Annotated in this window: 21 protein-coding genes; 17 read left to right on the forward strand and 4 right to left on the reverse strand. The window is 71.9% G+C overall.

Annotated elements, in window-relative coordinates:
• Positions 1 to 16: 16 nt before the first annotated feature.
• A complete protein-coding gene (locus ABZS69_RS45735) occupies positions 17 to 1027 on the reverse strand; it encodes a COX15/CtaA family protein (RefSeq protein WP_355384391.1) in 1011 nt (336 codons plus the stop codon).
• Between the two features lie 400 nt (positions 1028 to 1427).
• On the opposite strand from ABZS69_RS45735, the gene ABZS69_RS45740 reads away from it, so the two are divergent.
• From ABZS69_RS45740 to ABZS69_RS45775, 8 genes are read left to right on the forward strand one after another with little or no spacing between them, the layout of a single operon-like run.
• The gene (locus ABZS69_RS45740) at positions 1428 to 2570 is read left to right on the forward strand and encodes an FAD-dependent oxidoreductase (RefSeq protein WP_355384394.1); all 1143 of its coding nucleotides are present in this window, start codon (positions 1428 to 1430) and stop codon (positions 2568 to 2570) included.
• Entirely contained in the window at positions 2567 to 2809 is a 243-nt protein-coding gene (locus ABZS69_RS45745) for a (2Fe-2S)-binding protein (RefSeq protein ID WP_355384397.1), read from the forward strand. The genes ABZS69_RS45740 and ABZS69_RS45745 overlap by 4 nt, the downstream gene beginning before the upstream one ends.
• Positions 2806 to 4176: an FAD/NAD(P)-binding oxidoreductase gene (locus tag ABZS69_RS45750; protein ID WP_355384400.1), complete on the forward strand. Its 1371-nt coding sequence runs from the start codon at positions 2806 to 2808 to the stop codon at positions 4174 to 4176. Before ABZS69_RS45745 ends, ABZS69_RS45750 begins: the two co-directional genes overlap by 4 nt.
• A gap of 21 nt (positions 4177 to 4197) precedes the next feature.
• Positions 4198 to 5091: a dihydrodipicolinate synthase family protein gene (locus ABZS69_RS45755; protein ID WP_355384403.1), complete on the forward strand. Its 894-nt coding sequence runs from the start codon at positions 4198 to 4200 to the stop codon at positions 5089 to 5091.
• Positions 5088 to 6089 (forward strand): proline racemase family protein, encoded by a 1002-nt coding sequence (locus ABZS69_RS45760; RefSeq protein WP_355384406.1) that lies wholly within the window; start codon positions 5088 to 5090, stop codon positions 6087 to 6089. Before ABZS69_RS45755 ends, ABZS69_RS45760 begins: the two co-directional genes overlap by 4 nt.
• Positions 6086 to 7084, forward strand: coding sequence for a proline racemase family protein (locus ABZS69_RS45765; RefSeq protein WP_355384409.1), 999 nt, complete (start codon positions 6086 to 6088; stop codon positions 7082 to 7084). Before ABZS69_RS45760 ends, ABZS69_RS45765 begins: the two co-directional genes overlap by 4 nt.
• Positions 7081 to 8016, forward strand: coding sequence for an ornithine cyclodeaminase family protein (locus ABZS69_RS45770; RefSeq protein ID WP_355384412.1), 936 nt, complete (start codon positions 7081 to 7083; stop codon positions 8014 to 8016). Before ABZS69_RS45765 ends, ABZS69_RS45770 begins: the two co-directional genes overlap by 4 nt.
• A gap of 14 nt (positions 8017 to 8030) precedes the next feature.
• Entirely contained in the window at positions 8031 to 8699 is a 669-nt protein-coding gene (locus ABZS69_RS45775; RefSeq protein ID WP_355384415.1) for a GntR family transcriptional regulator, read from the forward strand.
• Between the two features lie 340 nt (positions 8700 to 9039).
• Here ABZS69_RS45775 and ABZS69_RS45780 read toward each other — a convergent pair whose 3' ends face one another.
• Positions 9040 to 9954: an EamA family transporter gene (locus ABZS69_RS45780; protein ID WP_355384417.1), complete on the reverse strand. Its 915-nt coding sequence runs from the start codon at positions 9952 to 9954 to the stop codon at positions 9040 to 9042.
• 104 nt (positions 9955 to 10058) lie between these two features.
• Here ABZS69_RS45780 and ABZS69_RS45785 point away from each other — a divergent pair, with 104 nt between their 5' ends.
• Positions 10059 to 11237, forward strand: coding sequence for an MFS transporter (locus ABZS69_RS45785; RefSeq protein WP_355384420.1), 1179 nt, complete (start codon positions 10059 to 10061; stop codon positions 11235 to 11237).
• A gap of 4 nt (positions 11238 to 11241) precedes the next feature.
• Here the strand turns inward: ABZS69_RS45785 and ABZS69_RS45790 are convergent, their stop codons facing one another.
• Both ABZS69_RS45790 and ABZS69_RS45795 read right to left on the reverse strand, forming a co-directional pair.
• Entirely contained in the window at positions 11242 to 12039 is a 798-nt protein-coding gene (locus tag ABZS69_RS45790; RefSeq protein WP_355384423.1) for an ABC transporter permease, read from the reverse strand.
• On the reverse strand, positions 12036 to 12944 hold the full coding sequence (locus ABZS69_RS45795) for an ABC transporter ATP-binding protein (protein ID WP_355384426.1): 909 nt from the start codon (positions 12942 to 12944) through the stop codon (positions 12036 to 12038). The genes ABZS69_RS45790 and ABZS69_RS45795 overlap by 4 nt, the downstream gene beginning before the upstream one ends.
• A 146-nt stretch (positions 12945 to 13090) precedes the next feature.
• Here ABZS69_RS45795 and ABZS69_RS45800 point away from each other — a divergent pair, with 146 nt between their 5' ends.
• From ABZS69_RS45800 to ABZS69_RS45835, 8 genes are all read left to right on the forward strand, one after another.
• Positions 13091 to 13867: a VOC family protein gene (locus tag ABZS69_RS45800; protein ID WP_355384429.1), complete on the forward strand. Its 777-nt coding sequence runs from the start codon at positions 13091 to 13093 to the stop codon at positions 13865 to 13867.
• 92 nt (positions 13868 to 13959) lie between these two features.
• The gene (locus tag ABZS69_RS45805) at positions 13960 to 15189 is read left to right on the forward strand and encodes a multidrug effflux MFS transporter (protein WP_355384431.1); all 1230 of its coding nucleotides are present in this window, start codon (positions 13960 to 13962) and stop codon (positions 15187 to 15189) included.
• 91 nt (positions 15190 to 15280) lie between these two features.
• Positions 15281 to 15979: a metalloregulator ArsR/SmtB family transcription factor gene (locus ABZS69_RS45810; RefSeq protein WP_185079281.1), complete on the forward strand. Its 699-nt coding sequence runs from the start codon at positions 15281 to 15283 to the stop codon at positions 15977 to 15979.
• Positions 15976 to 17388 carry a Fe-S cluster assembly protein SufB gene (gene sufB / locus ABZS69_RS45815; RefSeq protein WP_350740043.1) on the forward strand — a complete coding sequence of 471 codons (1413 nt, stop codon included), beginning with the start codon at positions 15976 to 15978 and terminating at the stop codon, positions 17386 to 17388. The genes ABZS69_RS45810 and sufB overlap by 4 nt, the downstream gene beginning before the upstream one ends.
• Entirely contained in the window at positions 17388 to 18509 is a 1122-nt protein-coding gene (sufD, locus tag ABZS69_RS45820; protein WP_355384434.1) for a Fe-S cluster assembly protein SufD, read from the forward strand. Before sufB ends, sufD begins: the two co-directional genes overlap by 1 nt.
• Positions 18506 to 18826: a non-heme iron oxygenase ferredoxin subunit gene (locus ABZS69_RS45825; protein WP_355384436.1), complete on the forward strand. Its 321-nt coding sequence runs from the start codon at positions 18506 to 18508 to the stop codon at positions 18824 to 18826. The genes sufD and ABZS69_RS45825 overlap by 4 nt, the downstream gene beginning before the upstream one ends.
• Positions 18827 to 18831: 5 nt before the next feature.
• Positions 18832 to 19578: a Fe-S cluster assembly ATPase SufC gene (sufC, locus tag ABZS69_RS45830; RefSeq protein WP_355384439.1), complete on the forward strand. Its 747-nt coding sequence runs from the start codon at positions 18832 to 18834 to the stop codon at positions 19576 to 19578.
• A 64-nt stretch (positions 19579 to 19642) separates the two neighbouring features.
• Positions 19643 to 20899 (forward strand): cysteine desulfurase, encoded by a 1257-nt coding sequence (locus tag ABZS69_RS45835; protein ID WP_355384442.1) that lies wholly within the window; start codon positions 19643 to 19645, stop codon positions 20897 to 20899.
• The last annotated feature ends 1 nt before the right edge of the window (position 20900 follow it).

Below are 20900 nucleotides of genomic sequence, written 5' to 3' on the forward strand. Positions count from 1 at the left end.
ACCCTGGCATATCTCCTCAGACGGCGGCGGGTGCTCCGGCGGCTTCGGTGGGGGAGTGGTCGGCGTCGGCGGGCTCGGCGGGCTCGCTCTGCGGGGAGCGGGTGCGCAGCGAGGTGACCACCCTGAGCGCGGCGATCCAGACCAGCGTGGAGCCGAGCACGTGCAGCAGGACCAGCGCGGCGGGCACCGCCAGGAAGTACTGCGTGTAGCCGATCACGCCCTGACCCAGCTCCACGACGAGCAACATCAGCGCCGCCCGCCTGGCGGGCCGCTGCGAGTTGCTCACGTGCAGCGCGAACAGCAGCGCGAACGTCAGGCCCACGACGAGGTACGCGACGTCGGCGTGCAGCCGGGCCACCGCCTCGATGTCGAGGTCGAAGCGCGAGGCCATCTCGTCGCCGGAGTGCGGGCCCGTGCCGCTCACCACGACCCCGGCCACCAGCAGCGCGAACACGGCCGCCAGCAGCGCGTGGCCGAGCCTGCGGATGTCGCGGTGGGTCACCCGCCGCGCGGGGCCGTCGCCCTCGCCCGCGCGGGCGTACAGCATCCAGCAGGCGGCGATCAGGCCGGTGGAGATGAGGAAGTGCATGCCCACCGTGAACGGGTTGAGCATCGTGTTGACCACCAGGCCGCCCCACAGCGCCTGGGCCAGGACGCCCGCCGGCTGCAGCAGCGCCAGCACCACCAGCGAACGCCGGCGCGGCGCCATTCTGAAGGCCGACAGCACGCACGCCACCGCTACCGCCAGCACCAGGAACGTCAACAGCCGGTTGCCGAACTCCACCAGCATGTTGAGCATCGACACCTCGGGGTGCGCGGCCGGGATGAAGCTGTCCGGCGTGCACTTGGGCCAGGTCGGGCAGCCCAGCCCGGAACCGGTGACGCGCACGCCCGCGCCCGTCACCGCGATGCCCGCGTTGACCACCACGGACGCCATCGCCCAGCCCCGCATCGACTCCTTCGTGGGCGCCCAGAACGAGAACAGGCGGCGCACGTTGGGGTTGGGGTGGTCCGTGGGTAGCTTCACGCCATCGATGGTACGGGCCTGACCCCTCGGTCCCACCACCGGTCACCCCACCCCCGGCCCGGCTCACCCTGCCCCCGGCCACGCACAACGCCGCCCGTCCGTCCCCCCTCGACGGCCCCAGCCGAAGCTCAACCCCGCGACGCTACGGGACGCGCCGCGCTTCGCCCATGCCGTCCCAAAAGGCGCTCGGCGAAGTGCGGCGCGGCGGTGTTGCCAGGTCGCGGCGTGGGCGGTGGTGGTGCTTCGGCGGCTCGCGGGCGAAGGGACCTTGGCCGCGGTGAGGTGGTGATATGCCGTCAGCGGGTAGCGCCGTTGTCAGGGGGCGTCGCGCTGTCGTCCGTGGAAAGCCCCTTCTCAAGTGAAGGGGGTATGTGACATATTACAGCCCTGGAGGTGATGGATGTCCGACGTCATCGTGGTCGGCGCCGGAGTCGTGGGCGCGGCATGCGCGTACTACGCCGCGCGCGCCGGTCTCGACGTGACCGTGGTCGACCGTGGCCCCGTGGCGGGTGGGACGACCGGTTCGGGTGAGGGCAACGTGCTGGTGTCCGACAAGGAGCCGGGCCCCGAGCTGGAGCTGGCCCTGCTGTCCAACCGGCTGTGGCGCTCGCTGGCCGAGCTGGGCGGGTTCGAGTTCGAGCCCAAGGGCGGCCTGGTGGTCGCCGAGACCGGGGAGGTCCAGCGGCAGCTGACCGAGCTGGCCGCCAAGCAGGACGTGGAGCACACCCTGGTGCCCGGCGAGTCGCTGCGCGACTACGAGCCGCACCTGGCCGACGGCCTGGCCGGCGGGGTCTACTACCCCGGGGACGCCCAGGTGCAGCCCATGCTGGCCGCCGCGCGCCTGCTCAGGCACGGCGCGGAGAGCTTCGGCCACGGGACGCTGCGCCTGCGCCTCGGCGCGGAGGTGACCGGGTTCGTCCGGCGCGGGGAGCGGATCGCGGGCGTACGGACCTCCCAGGGCGACGTGCTCGGCGACGCGGTGATCAACGCGGCGGGCACCTGGGGCGGCCAGGTGGCCGCGCTGGCGGGTGTCGACCTGCCGATCCTGCCCAGGCGCGGGTTCATCCTCGTGACGGAGCCGCTGCCGGAGCCCCTGATCAGGCACAAGGTCTACACCGCCGCCTACGTCACGAACGTGGCCAGCGACTCCGAGGGCCTGGAGACGTCGGCCGTCGTGGAGGGCACGCCCGCGGGCACCGTGCTCATCGGGGCCAGCAGGGAGCGGGTCGGGTTCGACCGGACGATGTCGGTGCCGGTGCTCACCCGCCTGGCCGAGCAGGCCGTCGCGCTGTTCCCCGCGCTGCGCGAGGTGCGGGCCATCAGGTCGTACTGCGGGTTCCGGCCGTACTGCCCCGACCACCTGCCCGTCATCGGCGCCGACCCGCGTGCTCCCGGGCTGTATCACGCCTGCGGGCACGAGGGGGCGGGCATCGGGCTCGCCCCGGCCACCGGTCACCTGCTCGCGCAGGTGCTCACCGGCTCCCCGACCGACCTGGACCTGCGGCCCTTCCGGCCGGATCGCTTCGCGGAGGAGTCCTCTTGACGTTCCACATCACGATCGACGGGCGCCCGGTGCCCGTGGTGCCCGGGCAGACGATCGGGGCGGCGCTGCACGCGGCCGGGGTGCGCTCGTGGCGCAGCACCCGTTTCGGCGGGCGGCCGCGCGGGCTGTTCTGCGGGATCGGGGTCTGCTTCGACTGCCTGATCTCGGTCAACGGGCGGGCTCCCGAGCGGGCCTGCCTGCTGGAGGCCGCGCCCGGTGACGAGGTGACGACGTCGTGACGTACGACCTGGCAGTGATCGGCGGCGGGCCCGCGGGGGTGGCCGGCGCGCTCACGGCGGCGCTGGCCGGACTGCGGGTGGCGCTCCTGGACTCCTCCGTACGGCTGGGCGGCCAGTACTTCCGCCACTCCGCCGAGCCCGAGCCCGCTCCCGGGCTGGACCGGTTCCTGCGGCAGGCGCGGGCCCTGGACGCCCGCGCCGACGTGCTCCTGGGCCACCAGGTGTGGAGCGTCACCCGCGAGCCCGACGGCGACCTCGTCGTGTACTCGGTCACGCGTGGCGCGGGCTCCGAGGACCGGCACGTCCTGCGGACCCGGCGGCTGCTGATCGCCACCGGCGCGCACGACCGGCCGCTGCCGTTCCCCGGGTGGGACCTGCCCGGCGTCCTGACCGCCGGCGGCGCGCAGGCGCTGCTCAAGGGCAACGGCGTCATGGCGGGCAGGCGGATCGTCGTCTCCGGCACCGGCCCGTTCCTGCTGCCCGTGGCCACCGGGCTGGCCGGGGCGGGGGCGCGGGTGCTCGGGGTGTTCGAGGCCAATGGCGGGCTCGGGCTGGCCCGGCGTCCGCTGCTGGCCCTGGGCAAGGCCGGGGAGGCCGCCGGGTACGCCGCGAGCCTGGCCAGGCACCGCGTGCCGTACCGGACGCGCCAGGCGGTGGTCGCGGCGCACGGGGAGCGCGAGGTGGAGGCCGTGACCGTGGCCCGCCTCGACCAGGCATGGAACGTTCTCGCCACCCGCGTCGTCGAGTGCGACACGGTGGCCGTCGGATACGGGTTCGTGCCGCAGATCGAGCTGGGCACGCAGCTCGGCTGCGCCACCCGCGACGACGTGGACGGCAGCCCCGTGCTCGACGTCGACGCCGCCCAGCGCACCTCCGTCCCCGGGGTCTGGGCCGCCGGGGAGCCCACGGGCGTGGGCGGCTGGCTCCTGTCCGAGACGGAGGGCCGCATCGCGGGCCGCGCCGTCGTGGCCGAGGCGCGCAGGCCGCAGCCCGTGCCGGAGGCGCTGCTGCGGCGCCGGGAGCGCGGGCGGGCCTTCGGGGAGGCGCTGCAGCGCGCGTACCCCGTCATGCCCGGCTGGCAGGGCTGGCTGCGCGACGACACGCTGGTGTGCCGCTGCGAGGAGGTGCCGCTGGCCCGCGTACGCGAGGCGCGCGACCTCGGCGCCACCGACGCGCGCTCGATCAAGCTGCTGGCCAGGCCCGGCATGGGCTGGTGCCAGGGCCGCATCTGCGGCTACGCCGTCTCCTGCCTGGCCGGGGAGCCGCAGCGGCCGCCCCGCCGCCCCATCGCCCAGCCCGTCACCCTCGGCACCCTGGCCGACCTTCCCGACATTTCTGAAATTTCCGACGTTCCCCCCGCCCATTGACCTGACATGGAGGAATTTCCGATGGACAACCGCACCAAAGCCTGGCACGGCATCATGGTGGCCACCGCGCTGCCCCTGCGCGACGATCTCTCCGTCGACTTCGACGGCTACGCCGAGCACTGCCGCTGGCTGGTCGAGAACGACTGCGACGGCATCGCGGCCAACGGTTCGCTGGGCGAGTACCAGACGCTCACCGCGGAGGAGCGGACCAAGGTGATCGAGACCGCCGTCCAGGCCGTGGGCGGGCGCAACGTGATGGCCGGAGTGGGCGCGTACGGCGCCGCGGAGTCGCGCCGCTGGGCCGAGCAGGCGGGCGAGGCGGGCTGCGGCTCGGTGCTGCTGCTGCCCCCGAACTCCTACCGCGCCGACGAGCGGGCCGTCGTCGAGCACTACCGCGAGGTCGCCAAGGCGGGCCTGCCGGTCGTGGCCTACAACAACCCCTACGACACCAAGGTGGACCTGACCCCCGCGCTGCTGGCCAGGTTGCACGAGGAGGGGCTGATCGTGGCGGTCAAGGAGTTCAGCGGGGACGTGCGGCGCGCGTACGAGCTGGCCGAGCTGGCACCCGAGCTGGACCTGCTGATCGGCTCCGACGACGTGCTGCTCGAACTCGCCGTGGCCGGGGCGGTGGGCTGGATCGCCGGCTACCCCAACGCGCTGCCCGCCTCCAACGCCGCGCTCTACCGCGCCGCCGTCGCCGGCGACCTGGAGACCGCGCTGCCTCTCTACCGGACGCTGCACCCCCTGCTGCGCTGGGACTCCAAGACGGAGTTCGTCCAGGCCATCAAGCTGTCCATGGACATCGCGGGCCGCCGCGGCGGGCCGTGCAGGCAGCCCAGGCAGCCGCTGACGGACGAGCAGGCCGCTATCGTGCGAGCGGCGACCGAGAAGGCACTGGCAGAAGGGCTGCGATGAGGACAAAACGCGTTTTCCACGCCGTCGACTCCCACACCGAGGGCATGCCCACCCGCGTCATCACGGGTGGGATCGGCGTGATCCCGGGCGCGAGCATGGCCGAGCGGCGCGTCTACTTCCGTGACAACCTCGACCACATCCGCACCCTGCTGATGACCGAGCCGCGCGGCCACTCCGCCATGAGCGGCGCCATCCTGCAGCCGCCCACCAGGCCGGACGCGGACTACGGCGTGCTGTTCATCGAGGTGTCGGGGCTGCTGCCGATGTGCGGCCACGGCACCATCGGCGTGGCCACGGTGCTCGTCGAGACCGGCATGGTCGAGGTCGTCGAGCCGGTCACCACCGTGCGCCTCGAGGTGCCCGCGGGGCTCGTCGAGGTGGACGTGGCCGTCGAGGACGGCCAGGCCATGTCGGTGACGCTGCGCAACGTGCCCTCCTACAGCGACCGGCTCGACGCCGTCGTGAAGGTGCCGGGGTTCGGGGAGATCCCGTACGACCTCGCGTACGGCGGCAACTTCTACGCCGTCGTCGACCTCGGCTCCTACGGCCTGCCCTTCGACCGAAAGGCCAAGAACGAGATCATCGCCGCCGGCCTGGCCACCATGGAGGCGATCAACGCGGCCGACGAGCCCGTGCACCGGGAGGACGACCGCATCCGCGGCTGCCACCACGTCTACTTCGCCGCGCCCGGCTCGGACGCGCGCCACTCGCGGCACGCCATGGCCATCCACCCGGGCTGGTTCGACCGCTCGCCCTGCGGCACCGGCACCAGCGCCCGGATGGCGCAGCTGCACGCCAGGGGCGAGCTGCCGCTCGGCCAGGACTTCGTGAACGAGTCCTTCATCGGGACCCGGTTCATCGGCCGGCTGCTGGAGGAGACCACGGTGGGCGGCGGCCCGGCCGTCGTCCCCTCGATCACCGGCCGGGCCTGGGTCACCGGCACCGCCCAGTACTTCCTCGACCCGCGCGACCCGTTCCCCGCCGGGTTCGAGCTGTGAGCGGCCCCGCCCTGGCCGGGACCGCGATCACCACGGTCGACTACCACACGGGCGGCGAGCCGTTCAGGATCGTGACCGGCGGCGTGCCGGAGATCCCCGGCGCGGACGTGCTGTCGCGCCGGTCCACGGCCGCCGCCGAGCCCCGCTTCGACGACGTGCGGCGGCTGCTGTGCCAGGAGCCGCGCGGGCACGCCGACATGTACGGGTGCTTCCTCGTCCCGCCGGACGACCCCGGGGCCGCGTTCGGGGCGCTGTTCTGGCACAAGGACGGCTTCTCCACCGCCTGCGGCCACGGCACCATCGCGCTCGGCGCCTACGCCGTGAACGAGGGGCTGGTGGCCGCCGACCCCGACGGGGAGACGGACGTGGTCATCGACGTGCCGTCCGGGCGGGTCACGGCCCGGGTGCGCTGCTCGGGCGGCAAGGTGAGCGGGGTGACGTTCGTCAGCGTGCCGTCGTTCGTGCTGGCGCGGGACGTGGCCGTCGCCAGGACAAAGGTCGATATTTCGTACGGTGGCGCGATCTATGCGTCGCTGCCCGCCGGGGCGGTGGGCCTGTCCGTCGAGCCGGGCAGCCTGACGGCGCTCATCGGCCACGCCCGCCGCATCAAGGCCGAGCTGGCGGACCACCCGGCCTCCAGGCACCCGGCCGACGACCGGCTGTCCGGCGTCTACGGCGTGATCTTCTACGACGAGCTGCCGGACGAGGATGGAGCGGCGCACCAGCGGAACGTGACGGTGTTCGCCGACGGGGAGGTGGACCGCTCGCCCTGCGGGTCGGGCACGGCGGCGCGGATGGCGCTGCTGCACGACTCGGGGCTGCGCGGGCCGCTGATCCACGACGGCGTCGTCGGGAGCACGTTCCTGGCGCGGGTGGCCGCGGTAGTCGACGAGGGGGTCGTGCCGGAGATCGAGGGCATGGCGTACCGCACCGGGCGGCACGTCTTCGAGCTCGATCCCGACGATTCGATGGGTGTGGGGTTCACGCTGCGATGACCGGACTGCCATATCTCGACGCCGCCACGATGGAGCGGCTGGTGCCGGTGGGGCGCGCCGTACGGATCCTGGAGGACGCCCTCCGCGCCGGGCTCGACCCCGAGGCCACGCCGCAGCGGCCGGGCGTGGACCTGCCGGCCGGGCAGCTCCTGCTCATGCCCGCCGCGGCCGGGCGGTACGCGGGGGTGAAGGCCGTTACCATCGCGCCCGGCAACCCCGATCGCGACCTGCCCCGGATCCAGGGGACGTACCTGCTGTTCGACGGCGACACCCTGACCCCGCTCGCGGCCCTGGACGGGATCGCGCTCACCAACCTGCGCACCCCCGCCGTCTCGGCGCTCGCCGTCGGCCACCTGGCCGCGGGGGACGCCCGGCGGCTGGTGGTCTTCGGGAGCGGGCCGCAGGCGTGGGGCCACGTGCTCGCGCTGCGGGAGGTGCGGCCCCTTGAGGACGTGACGGTGATCGGGCGCGACCAGGACCGCGCGGAGGCGCTGGCCGCCCGCTGCCGGATGCTCGGCCTGAGCGCCCGCGCCCTCCGGCCGTCCGATTCGGCGCAGGCGCTGGCCGGGGCCGACATCGTCGCCTGCTGTACGACAGCGAGAGAACCGCTGTTCCCCGGTAAGCTCGCCCGCGACGGCGTCACCGTCGTCGCGGTCGGGTCGCACGAGCCCGGCGCCCGCGAGCTCGACGGCGACCTCGTCGCCCGCGCCACCGTGGTCGTCGAGGCCAGGGTGGCCGCCCTGGAGGAGGCGGGGGATGTGCTCATCCCGATCCGCGAGGGTACGATCTCCGCTGGTCATCTCGCGGGCAACCTCGCCGACCTCGTCGCGGGGCGCGTGGTCGCCGGCACGGGGCCGCGCGTGTTCAAGAGCACGGGCATGGCCTGGGAGGACCTCGTGGTCGCGGCCGCCGCTTACGAGGCGTGGTGCTAGGAAGGGATGGGCGGATGGCTGCCGAGGACCGGCTTGACCTGCCGATGGTGGGGGAGCGGCAGAGCCTGCGCGAGCAGGTCGCGCACGCGCTGCGTGCCGCGCTGATCACCGGCGAGATGCGGCCGGGCGTGGTCTACTCCGCGCCGGTGCTGGCCGCCCAGTTCGGCGTCTCGGCCACGCCCGTGCGCGAGGCCATGCTCGACCTCGCCAAGGAGGGCCTGGTCGAGGCGGTGCGCAACAAGGGCTTCCGGGTGACCGAGCTGTCCGACCGCGACCTCGACGAGCTCACCGAGATCCGCCACCTCATCGAGGTGCCCACCGTGGCCAGGCTGGCCGGCAGCGCTCTGGCGGAGGAGTTCGAGCGGCTCAGGCCCATCGGCGAGGAGATCGTCTCGGCGGCCGAGCGTGGCGACCTGCTCGCGTACGTGGACGCCGACCTGCGCTTCCACGTCGAGCTGCTGACCCTGGCGGGCAACGCCCACCTGGTCGAGGTGGTGCGCGACCTGCGTAACAGGGCCAGGCTCTACGGCCTGTCCCAGCTCGCGGAGCGCGACGTGCTGGGCGAGTCGGCCAGGGAGCACCTCGCGCTGCTGGACGCGCTCAAGAGCGGCGACCGCCAGGCCGTCGAACACCTCATGAGGGAGCACATCGGCCACGTCCGGGGGATCTGGGCCGAGCACTGAGCAGGCCGCGGTCGGCTTGTCCGTTTTTAACACACTAAGTTCTGACATTCGGGGATCGTGGGCACCCCGATCGCGGTACGCTCGTTCTCGGGTCGAAAGAGCGACGCACAGAGCGTCCGCCGGCGGCCCCGTCGTCCAGGTCCCCAGCGGACCGGCCACCACCGATTCCGGTGGATGGCGCATGCCTGGTCAAGCGGACACCCGCACTCCGCTGACCTTCCATGGGCTCGGCATACCCCGCCCACCGAGAGCCGAGCCCCCCGCCGCGCGTCCGAGACCCCATCCCACGGGCGCGCGGCGGCCCGCCACCGCCGCGCCACCGCCCCGCGTCACTCCCGGGTCAGGCCTTGCGCCGCCGGGTCGAGCCCAGGCTGGCGGCCACGATGCAGACGATCGCCGCCCACTGCTGCGCGTGCAGGACCTCGCTCAGCAGCAGGACCCCGATCAGCGCCGCCACGGCCGGCTCCAGGCTCATGAGGATCCCGAACACCTGCTTGGGCATCCGCCGCAGCGCCTGGAGTTCGAGCGAGTACGGGATCACCGACGACAGCAGGCCCACGCCGAGCCCGATCAGCAGCAGCTCCGGTTGCAGCAGCTCCGCCCCGCCCGTCGCGACGCCGACGGGGGCGACCACCAGGGCCGACACGATCATCGCGAACGACAGCCCGCTCGTGCCGGGGAAGCGCCGCCCGGCCGCCGCCGACAGCAGGATGTACCCGGCCCAGCCGACCGCCGCCAGCATCGCGAACCCGATGCCGAGCCAGCTCACCGACGACGACTGCCCCCAGGGTGCGAGCAGCACCACGCCCGCTCCCGCCAGGCCGATCCACAGCAGGTCGATCCGGCGCCGCGAGGCCGCCACGGCCACCCCCAGCGGCCCCAGGAACTCGATGGCCACCGCGATCCCCATCGGCAGCCGCGACAGGGCCTCGTAGAAGGTCAGGTTCATGAGCGCGAGCGTCACCCCGAACCCGATCCCCACCGCCCAGTCGCGCCAGGACAGGCCCTTCAGCCGGGGCCGGACGAGCGCTCCCATGATCAGCGCCCCGGCCATGATGCGCAGGAACACCACCGCGCTCGGCGGCAGCGTCGCGAACAGCTCCTTCGCGAACCCGGCGCCCAGCTGCACCGAGAGGATGGCCAGCAGCACGAGCCCACTCGGCGGGATGGAGTCGGCGGCCGTGCGCAGGAGGTTTCCCGGCCTGGGCAGGCCGGACCCGCGATCGAAGGGATCGTCGAGGGCGAACGCGGTCACAGGACTCCTCACCGGATGCGGGGGGTTGACGGTCAGAGCGTACCTGTGGCCTGTGACATGCCCCGACATAGGGTGTTCTGGGCGTCTCTTAGATCATTGATCGTATGAAGTCCCCCACGAGTCTCGCCCGACCACCGCTGGCCCTGTCCGCGGCCTCGTTCGTCAGCAGCTTCGACCGCTTCGCCGTGAGCCCCATGCTCGTGCTGATCGCGGTGGACCTGGAGGTCCCGCTGTCCGCCGCCGTCGCGGCGGCCAGCGCCTACTACCTCGCCTACGGGCTGACGCAGCCGCTGTGGGGGCTGCTGTCGGACCGGTTCGGCCGGGTGCGGGTCATGCGCGGGGCGCTGTTCGGCGCGGCGCTGGCGGGGCTGGTCTCGGCGCTGATGCCGGTCCTCGGGGCGCTGGTGGCGGCCAGGGTCGTGGCGGGGGCCTGCTTCGGCGCGGTGATCCCGACCGGGCTGACGTACGTGGGCGACACCGTGCGGCCGTCGATCCGCCAGCGGGCGCTGACCGACCTGATGGGCGCCGCCGCCCTCGGCACCGCCCTGGCCACCGGGCTGAGCGGGGTGCTGGCGGGCCTGGTGGACTGGCGGGTGGCGTTCACCGTGCCCGCCGCCTGCGCCCTCATCTGCGCGCTCGCGCTGCGCTCGCTGCCGGAGCCGCCCCGCGACCTCCCGCACGGCCCGGAGGCCGGTGTCGGCCGCTACCTGGGCGCGGTGCTCGGGCACGGCTGGGCGCTGCTGGTGTTCGGGCTCGCGTTCGTCGAGGGCGCGATCATGCTCGGCGCGATGCCGTTCCTGGCCACCGCGCTGGAGCACGCCGGGTACGCCGCCGCCGTGGCCGGGCTGGCCATCACCGCGTACGGGCTGGGCCTGTGGGCGTTCTCGAAGCTCGTCAAGCGGCTGTCGGGGAGCTGGCCCCCTCCCGCGCTGATGACGGTGGGCGGGGCGCAGCTCTGCGCCGGGTTCGCGATCGTCTCCGTGCACGTCGACCTGGCCACCGTGGCGGTCACGGCGCTGCTGCTGGGCGGCGGGTGGTCCTTCCTGCACTCCTCGCTGCAGACGTGGGCCACCTCGGTGGTGCCCGAGGCGAGGGGGACGACGATCGCCTTCTTCGCCTCCGCGCTCTTCGTGGGCAGCGCGGTCGCGTCGTGGGCGGCGGGCCCGCTGGCCGACCACGGCCGCTACGCCCTGCTGTTCGGCCTGGCGGCCGCCGCCGCGATCCCGCTGACGGCCACGGCCGCCCTCACCAGGCGCCGCTACGGGAACCTGCACGGCGCATGACCCGCTACTCCCAGCGGAATGTGCGCGAGACCAGGCCCAGCGACAGCACCGCCCACACGGCCAGGACGGCCAGCGGGCCCAGGGGCAGCGCGGCCCCTTGGGCGAGGACCGTGCGCAGGCCGCCGGTCAGGGCCGAGATGGGCAGCAGCTCCAGGACCTGGCGCATGCCCTCGGGGAACTTCGACAGCGGGAAGATCACCCCGCCGGCCCCCAGCAGCACCAGGTAGACGAGGTTGGCGGCGGCCAGGGTGGCCTCGGCGCGCAGCGTGCCGGCCATGAGCAGCCCCAGCCCGCTGAACGCCGCCGTGCCCAGCACGATGAGCAGCGCCGCGCTCAGGAACGACCCGTGCGGCCGCCACCCCAGCGCCAGGCCGACGCACACGATCACCGCGGCCTGGATGACCTCCACGGCCACCACGGCGGACGTCTTGGCGAGCATGAGCCCGGCCCGGGACAGCGGGGTCGCGCCCAGCCGCTTCAGCACGCCGTAGCGGCGCTCGAAGCCGGTCGCGATGGCCTGGCCGGTGAAGGCCGTGGACATGACGGCCAGCGCCAGCACGCCGGGCGCCAGGAAGTCGATGCGCCGGCCGCTCCCGACGTCGATCAGCGGCGCCAGCGAGAACCCGGTCAGCAGCAGCACCGGGATGATCAGGGTGAGCAGCAGCTGCTCGCCGTTGCGCAGCATCGCCCGGATCTCCGCGCCCGTCTGGGCGAGGACCATGCGCGGGAGCGGTGCCGCCCCGGGCGCCGGCGTGAAGTCCAGCGCGATCTGCCCGGCGGGCGCGCGGTCGGACGCGGTCATCGCAGCTCCCTGCCCGTCAGCTCGAGGAAGACGTCCTCCAGCGTGCGGCGCTCGATGCGGAGGTCGTCGGCGGTGACGCCCTCGGCCGCGCACCACGCCGTCACCGTGGCCAGCAGCTCGGGACCCACCAGACCCTCGATGATGTAGTGCCCGGCGGGCGACTCCTTGGCCGCGCTGCCCGCCGGGAGCGCGTTGAGCAGCTCCTCCAGCGCCAGCCCCGGCCGGGCGCGGAAACGCAGCTGCCGCTCGGCCCCCGTCAGCGAGGCCGGGCTGCCCTCGGCCACCACCCGCCCCTTGTCGATGATCACCACGTGGTCGGCCAGCCGCTCGGCCTCGTCCATGTGGTGCGTGGTCAGCACCACCGACACGCCCGCCCCGCGCAGCTCGCCCACCAGCTCCCAGCAGGCGTGCCGGGCCTGCGGGTCGAGCCCGGCCGTCGGCTCGTCGAGGAAGACCAGCTCGGGCCGCCCGATGACGGCCGCGGCCAGCGACAGCCGCTGCTGCTGCCCGCCCGACATCCGCCGGTAGGGGGTGCGTACGTGATCGGCCAGCCCCAGTCGCGTCAGCAGGACCCCGGCGTCGAGGGGACGGGCGTAGAAGCGCGAGACCAGGCGCAGCCACTCGCCGCAGCGCATCGCGGGCGGGACGCCGCCCGACTGCAGCATGACCCCCACCCGCGGCCGCAGCTCGGGCAGCGTGGGCGGCCGGCCGAGCACGCGGACGGTGCCCGCGTCGGCCCTGCGGAACCCCTCGCAGATCTCGACCGTGGACGTCTTGCCCGCGCCGTTCGGCCCGAGCACGGCGGTCACCGCGCCGCGCTCGGCGCGCAGCGTGAGGCCGTCGACGGCAGTGGTGCCGCCGTAGCGTTTGACCAGGCCGATGATCTCGACGGCTGGGGACTCCATGGCCACGAGTTTAGGGACTGGCGCAGGCGGTTCGGGCCGCAGGTGGGGTTGGCCGGATTTGGACATGTCTTGACCCGGCCATTTCCCATTAAGGCGCGATTTGAGGTGAAAGTCTGACGACGAGCTCCATGTCAGAGGAGGGTGCAATGGCGCAACGCAGCGGATACGACCCAGGAGTCCCGTGCTGGGTGGACCTGTCCAGCACCGACGTCGAGGCTTCCGCCCGGTTCTACGGCCAGGTCTTCGGCTGGCAGGCCGACATGATCGACGACCCCGAGGCCGGCGGCTACGGCATGTTCCTCCACCAGGGCAGGCGCGTCGCCGGGCTGGGGCCGGTCATGGGCGGGGAGTCGCCCTCGTTCTGGAACATGTTCGTCGCCACCGACGACGCCGCCGCGCTCGCCGAACGGGTCGGGAAGGCCGGCGGCACCGTGACCATGGAGCCGATGGCGGTCTTCGACGAAGGCGTCATGACGGTCTTCGAGGCCCCGGACGGCTCGTACGCGGCCGCCTGGCAGGCGGGCAACCACCACGGCGCCGAGCTGGTCAACGAGCCCGTCTCGTTCTGCTGGAACGAGCTGGTCACGCGCGACCCGCAGGCCGCCGAGGGCTTCTACGCGGCCGTCTTCGGCTGGACGCCGAACCCCCAGGAGATGGAGGGGATCAAGTACACCGAGTGGCACCGGGGCGAGCGGGCCATCGCGGGGATGGTCGAGATGTTCTCCGACTACCCCGCGGCGACGCCGTCGTTCTGGATGACGTACTTCGCGGTCGCCGACCTCGAAGCCACCACGGCCGCGGCCGAGGGCGCGGGCGCGACCGTGCTGGTGCGGGCGATGGAGGCGCCGCCCGGCCGGTTCTCGATGCTCACCGACCCCCAGGGTGCGGCGTTCTCGATCATCCAGCTTCACGAAATCACATGAAATATCTGATAACCGGGAATTCGGAGGACCGGATCGTGGTTTGATCTCTCGGCCCTCGGGGCCACCGGCCTACGAGGGAGAGGGGATCACGCATGTCCGTGGCGGCCGAAGCCACGTCCACGTCCACCATTGCCGTGGGGCAGAGGAGGGGCAGCCGCGGACTGCTGCTGGTGATCCTGGGCGCCCTGTCCGCGATCGGACCCCTGTCCATCGACATGTATCTCCCCGCGCTGCCCGCCATCACCTCCGAGATGCTCAGCGCGCCCGCCCAGGTCCAGCTCACCCTCACCGCCTGCCTCATCGGCGTGTCCATCGGCCAGGTGATCGCCGGGCCGGTCAGCGACGTGCGCGGCAGGAGGATGCCGCTGATCGTGGGCGTGGCCGGGTTCATGACGGCCTCGCTGCTGTGCGCCTTCGCGCCGTCGGTGCCCATGCTCATCGCCTTCCGCCTGCTGCAGGGCGTGCTCGGCGGCGCGGCCCTGGTGATCGTGCGGGCGGTCGTCCGCGACCTGTACGACGGCGCCGCCATCGCCCGCATCTTCGCCACCCTCATGCTGGTCAGCGGCCTGGCGCCGATCCTGGCGCCCATCGCCGGCGCGCAGCTGCTGGCGTTCACCTCGTGGCGCGGCGTGTTCGTGGCGCTCAGCGTCGCCGGGCTGGTGCTGCTGCTGGCCGTCCTGGGCGGCGTGCGCGAGACGCTGCCCGCGGCCGAGCGCGAGAGCGGCGGGCTCAGGCACACCGTCGGCACGTTCGGCCGGCTCCTGCGCGATCGGGCGTTCATGGGCACCGCGCTCACCGCGGGGCTGGCGTTCGCCGCCATGTTCGGCTACATCTCCGGCTCGCCGTTCGTGCTCCAGGAGGTGTACGGCGCCACGCCCCAGCAGTACTCGCTCATCTTCGGCATCAACGCCTTCGGCCTGACCGCCATGGCCCAGCTCGGCGGCCGGCTGTCGGGACGGGTGCCGCCGGCGACCCTGGTGGTCACCGGGCTCGCGATCGGGCTGACCGGCGCCTCGCTGTTGCTGGCCGCCGCGCTCGCCGGGCTCGGCCTGTGGGGCATCGTGGGCGGGCTGTTCGTCATCATGCTCGGCCAGGGCCTGGTCATGCCGGCCACCGGCGCGCTGGCCCTGGCCAGCCAGCCCGCCCAGGTCGCGGGCAGCGCCTCTGCCCTGCTCGGCGTGCTGCAGTTCGCGCTGGGCGCCCTCGCGGCCCCGCTGGTCGGACTGGCGGGCGCGGGCAGCGCCGTGCCGATGGCCTGCGTGATGCTGGGCCTCATCTTTTGCTCAAGCTTGACCTTCGCCTTCCTGAGGAGAGTTAGGTAAGGCTACCCTGCGTGAGAAATTCCATTCCCGGGCTGCTCAGATCCGTTTGTGAACCGGGAAGGAATTACGGCACACTGATGTTGTGAAAAACATGCCGGGGATCGAGCCAGGGAGCGAGCGCAGCACGCGTGCGCGCGTCGCCAGGCTGATTCTTGAGCATGGTCCCGTCGCGGCCGCCGCGCTGGGCGAGCGGTTGGGGCTCACCCCCGCCGCCGTCCGCCGCCACCTGGACGCGCTGCTGGCTGACGGGATGATAGAGCCTCGCACGGTCGGGCCGCGAGGGCAGCGCGGGCGCGGACGCCCCGCCAAGCTGTTCGCGATCACCGACGCGGGGCGCAGTGCTTTCGAGCACGCCTATGACGACCTCGCCGGGAGCGCGCTGCGCTTCCTGGCCGAGCGCATGGGAGAGGAAGCGGTGGCCGACTTCGCCCGCCTGCAGGTCTCGAGCCTGCTCAAGCGGTTGGAGCCGGTCATGCGGACGGTGCCGGCGGACCAGCGCGTGCAAGTGCTGGCGCAGGCGCTGTCGGCGGAGGGGTACGCCGCCTCGGCCAGCAAGGCCAAGTCGGGCGGCGACCAGCTCTGCCAGCACCACTGCCCGGTGGCCCACGCGGCTGCGGAGTTCCCGCAGCTCTGCGAGGCCGAGACGGAGGCGTTCGCGCAACTGCTCGGCACCCCGGTGCAGCGCCTGGCCACGATCGCCCACGGCGACGGGGTCTGCACGACACATGTGAGCCCACAGTCGCTGGGTGAATCCGCACATAGAGACAAGAGCAAGGAGACCGGAAGGTGACTGTCACCGACCGCCCGGAGCTGGAAGGCCTCGGGAATTACAAGTTCGGCTGGGCCGACCCGGATGCCGCCGGGGCGGCGGCCAAGCGCGGCCTGTCCGAGGAGGTCGTCCGCAACATCTCCGCTCTCAAGAACGAGCCGGAGTGGATGCTCGACCTTCGCCTGAAGGGCCTCCGCCTGTTCGACCGCAAGCCGCTGCCCACCTGGGGCTCCGACCTCACCGGCATCGACTTCGACAACATCAAGTACTTCGTGCGCTCCACCGAGAAGCAGGCCGCTTCCTGGGACGAGCTGCCCGCCGACATCAAGAACACCTACGACAAGCTCGGCATCCCCGAGGCGGAGAAGCAGCGCCTCATCGCCGGTGTCGCCGCCCAGTACGAGTCCGAGGTCGTCTACCACAAGATCCGTGAGGACCTCGAGGAGAAGGGCGTCATCTTCCTCGACACCGACACGGGCCTGAAGGAGCACCCGGAGATCTTCCAGGAATACTTCGGGTCGGTCATCCCGGTGGGCGACAACAAGTTCGCCGCCCTCAACTCCGCCGTGTGGTCCGGTGGCTCGTTCATCTACGTGCCGCCGAACATCGAGGTCGAGATCCCGCTGCAGGCCTACTTCCGGATCAACACCGAGAACATGGGCCAGTTCGAGCGGACCCTGATCATCGTGGACGAGAACAGCTACGTCCACTACGTCGAGGGCTGCACCGCGCCGATCTACTCCTCCGACTCGCTGCACAGCGCGGTCGTCGAGATCATCGTGAAGAAGAACGCCCGCTGCCGTTACACGACCATCCAGAACTGGTCGAACAACGTCTACAACCTGGTCACCAAGCGCGCCGTGGCGTACGAGGGCGCGACCATGGAGTGGATCGACGGCAACATCGGCTCCAAGGTCACGATGAAGTACCCGGCCGTCTACCTGATGGGCGAGCACGCCAAGGGCGAGACGCTGAGCGTCGCGTTCGCGGGCGAGGGCCAGCACCAGGACGCCGGCTCCAAGATGGTGCACCTGGCGCCCAACACCAGCTCCAGCGTCATCTCCAAGTCGGTGGCGCGCGGCGGCGGCCGCACCTCCTACCGCGGTCTCGTGCAGATCGAGGAGGGCGCCCACGGCAGCGCCAGCACCGTCAAGTGCGACGCCCTGCTGGTCGACCAGATCAGCCGCTCCGACACCTACCCCTACGTCGACGTCCGCGAGGACGACGTCAAGATGGGCCACGAGGCCACGGTCTCCAAGGTCAGCGAGGACCAGCTCTTCTACCTCATGAGCCGCGGGCTCGACGAGGACGAGGCGATGGCGATGATCGTGCGCGGCTTCGTGGAGCCGATCGCGCGCGAGCTGCCCATGGAATACGCGCTCGAGCTCAACCGGCTGATCGAGCTGCAGATGGAAGGAGCCGTCGGCTGATGGGCCTGAACGAGAAGCCCCTGTCGACCCTGCACGAGAAGGCGTCCTACGAGCTGGGCGACTTCGAGGTCCCGACCGGGCGCGAGGAGGCCTGGCGCTTCACGCCGCTCTCGCGGCTGAAGGGCCTGCACAGCGGCAAGGCCGAGGCCGTCGGTCACGTCCGGGTGGACGTCGACGCGGCGCCCGAGGTCACGGTCGAGACGGTCGGCCGCGACGACGCCCGGGTCGGCAAGGCCTTCATGCCCACCGACCGGGTCAGCGCCCAGGCGTGGAACAGCTTCGAGAAGGCCACCGTCATCACGGTGCCGCGCGAGGCCGTCACCTCCAAGCCGACCGTGCTCACCCTGACCGGCTCCGGTGACGGCGCCGCCTACGGTCACATCGTGGTCAAGGTGGAGCCCCTGGCCGAGGCCGTGGTCGTGCTCGACCACAAGGGCAGCGCGGTCTACGCCGACAACATCGAGTTCGTCGTCGGCGACGGGGCCTCGCTCAGGGTCGTCAGCCTGCAGGACTGGGACGACGACGCGGTCCACGTCTCCCACCACCACGCCCAGCTGGCCAAGGACGCGACGTTCCGCAGCTTCGCGGTGACGTTCGGCGGCGACCTCGTACGCCTGTCGCCCAACGTGTCCTACACCGCCCCCGGCGGCGACGCCGACATGTCGGGCGTCTACTTCGCGGACGCCGGGCAGCACCTGGAGCACCGCCTGCTGGTCGACCACTCGCAGCCCAACTGCAAGAGCAACGTCGACTACCGCGGCGCCCTGCAGGGCCAGGACGCGCACGCCGTCTGGATCGGCGACGTGATCATCCGCGTCGAGGCCGAGGGCACCGACACCTACGAGCTCAACCGCAACCTCATCCTGACCGACGGCGCCCGCGCCGACTCGGTGCCCAACCTGGAGATCCTCACCGGCGAGGTCGCCGGGGCGGGGCACGCCTCCGCCTCCGGCAGGCTCGACGACGAGCACATCTTCTACCTCCAGGCCCGTGGCATCCCCTACGACGAGGCCCGCCGCCTGGTCATCAGGGGCTTCCTCGGCCAGCTCGTCGAGAAGATCGAGGTCGAGGAGATCCGCGAGCGCGTGCTGAGCGCGCTGGAGGCGGAGCTCGCGCGATGAGTTTGTTCGAGAAGGTGTGCAAACTCGACGACATCCCCGACGGGGGAGTCATCGGGGTGGAGGTCGACGAGACGCCGGTGGCGCTCGTGCGCAAGGGCGGCGAGGTGTTCGCCCTGCACGACGTCTGCTCCCACGCCGAGGTGAAGCTCAGCGAGGGCGAGGTCTACGACGGCACCCTGGAGTGCTGGCTGCACGGCTCGTGCTTCGACGTACGCTCCGGCAAGCCCACCGGCCCGCCCGCCACCCAGCCCGTGAACGTCTACACAGTCAAGATCGACGGCGATGACGTTCTCGTCTCGCTCTCGAAGGAGTCATAACAACCATGTCCACCCTTGAGATCCGCGACCTCCACGTCGCCGTCGAGGACAAGGAAATCCTGCGCGGCGTCAACCTGGCCGTCAACTCCGGCGAGACCCACGCCATCATGGGCCCCAACGGCTCGGGCAAGTCGACGCTCGCCTACGCGATCGCCGGTCACCCCAAATACACGATCACCGGCGGCCAGGTGCTGCTCGACGGCGTGGACCTGCTGGAGCTGTCGGTCGACGAGCGGGCCCGCGCGGGCCTGTTCCTGGCCATGCAGTACCCGGTCGAGGTCCCCGGCGTGTCGGTCTCGAACTTCCTGCGCTCGGCCGTCACCGCGGTCCGCGGCGAGGCGCCCAAGCTGCGCGAGTTCGCCAAGGACCTCAAGAGCGGCATGGACGCGCTGTCCATCGACGCCGCGTTCGCCCAGCGCAACCTCAACGAGGGCTTCTCCGGCGGCGAGAAGAAGCGCCACGAGATCCTCCAGCTCGAGCTGCTCAAGCCGAAGATCGCGGTGCTCGACGAGACCGACTCCGGCCTCGACGTCGACGCGCTGCGCGTGGTGTCGGAGGGCATCAACCGCTTCCGCGCCTCCGGCGACACCGGCGTGCTGCTGATCACGCACTACACCCGCATCCTGCGGTACGTGAAGCCGGACTTCGTCCACGTCTTCGCGGCCGGCCGGATCGTCGAGGAGGGCGGCCCCGAGCTCGCCGAGAAGCTCGAGGCCGAGGGCTACGAGCAGTACACGAAGGCAGCTCTATGACCGAACGCAGTGAGGGCATCAATAGGCACAGCACTCTAGTCATGGCATCGACGGAGTCGATGTCATGACTAGGATCAGCTTTGACGTGGAGAAGATCAGGAAGGATTTCCCGATCTTCTCCCGCGAGCTGCCCGACGGGCGTCCGCTCGTCTATCTCGACTCGGGCAACTCCTCCCAGAAGCCCAATCAGGTCATCGAGACCATGCGTGACCACTTCGCGCTGCACTACAGCAACGTCGGACGGGCCATGCACGTGCTCGGCGCCGAATCGACCGACGCCTACGAGAGCGCCCGCGACAGAGTCGCCGCGTTCGTCGGGGCGCCGTCGCGCGACGAGGTGATCTTCACCAAGAACGCCTCCGAGGCGCTCAACCTCGTCGCGTACGCCTTCGGCAACCCCATCAACACCGATCCGCGCTTCACGCTCGGGGCCGGCGACGAGATCGTCATCTCCGAGATGGAGCACCACTCCAACATCGTGCCGTGGCAGCTGCTCGCGCAGCGCACCGGCGCGACGCTGAAGTGGTTCGGCGTCACCGACGAAGGACGGCTCGACTACGACCCGTCCGTGATCATCGAGCGCACGAAGATCGTCTCGATCGCCCACCAGTCCAACGTGCTCGGCACCGTCAACCCGGTCGTCGAGGTGGCCAGGCGGGCGCACGAGGTCGGTGCGCTGATCATGCTGGACGCGTCGCAGTCCGTGCCGCACCACCCGGTGAACGTCGCCGGGCTGGAGGCCGACTTCGTGGCCTTCACCGGCCACAAGATGGTCGGCCCTTCGGGCATCGGCGTGCTGTGGGGGAAGGCCGAGCTGCTCGACGCCATGCCCCCGTTCCTGGGCGGCGGCGAGATGATCGAGGCGGTCTGGATGGACCACTCGACGTACGCGCCGGTGCCGCACAAGTTCGAGGCCGGCACGCCGCCGATCGTCGAGGCCATCGGGCTGGGCGCGGCCGTCGACTACCTCACCGAGGTCGGCATGGAGGCCATCGAGGCGCACGAGCGCACGCTGACGGCCTACGCGCTCGACGCCCTGCGCGAGGTGCCCACCCTGCGGCTCATCGGGCCCGACTCGCTGGAGCAGCGGGGCGGCACGGTGTCGTTCACGCTGGCGGGCATCCACCCGCACGACGTCGGGCAGATCCTCGACGACCAGTTCGGCGTCGCCGTACGCGTCGGTCACCATTGCGCGCGCCCCCTGCACCTGCGCTTCGGAATACCGGCGACCACGCGGGCGTCGTTCTACCTGTACAACACCACGGGCGAGATCGATGCCCTGGTCCGCGGCCTCCATCACGTTCAGAAGGTGTTCGCATAGC

Origin of the sequence: Nonomuraea sp. NPDC005650 (assembly GCF_040605375.1) — a bacterium.
GTDB lineage: Bacteria > Actinomycetota > Actinomycetes > Streptosporangiales > Streptosporangiaceae > Nonomuraea.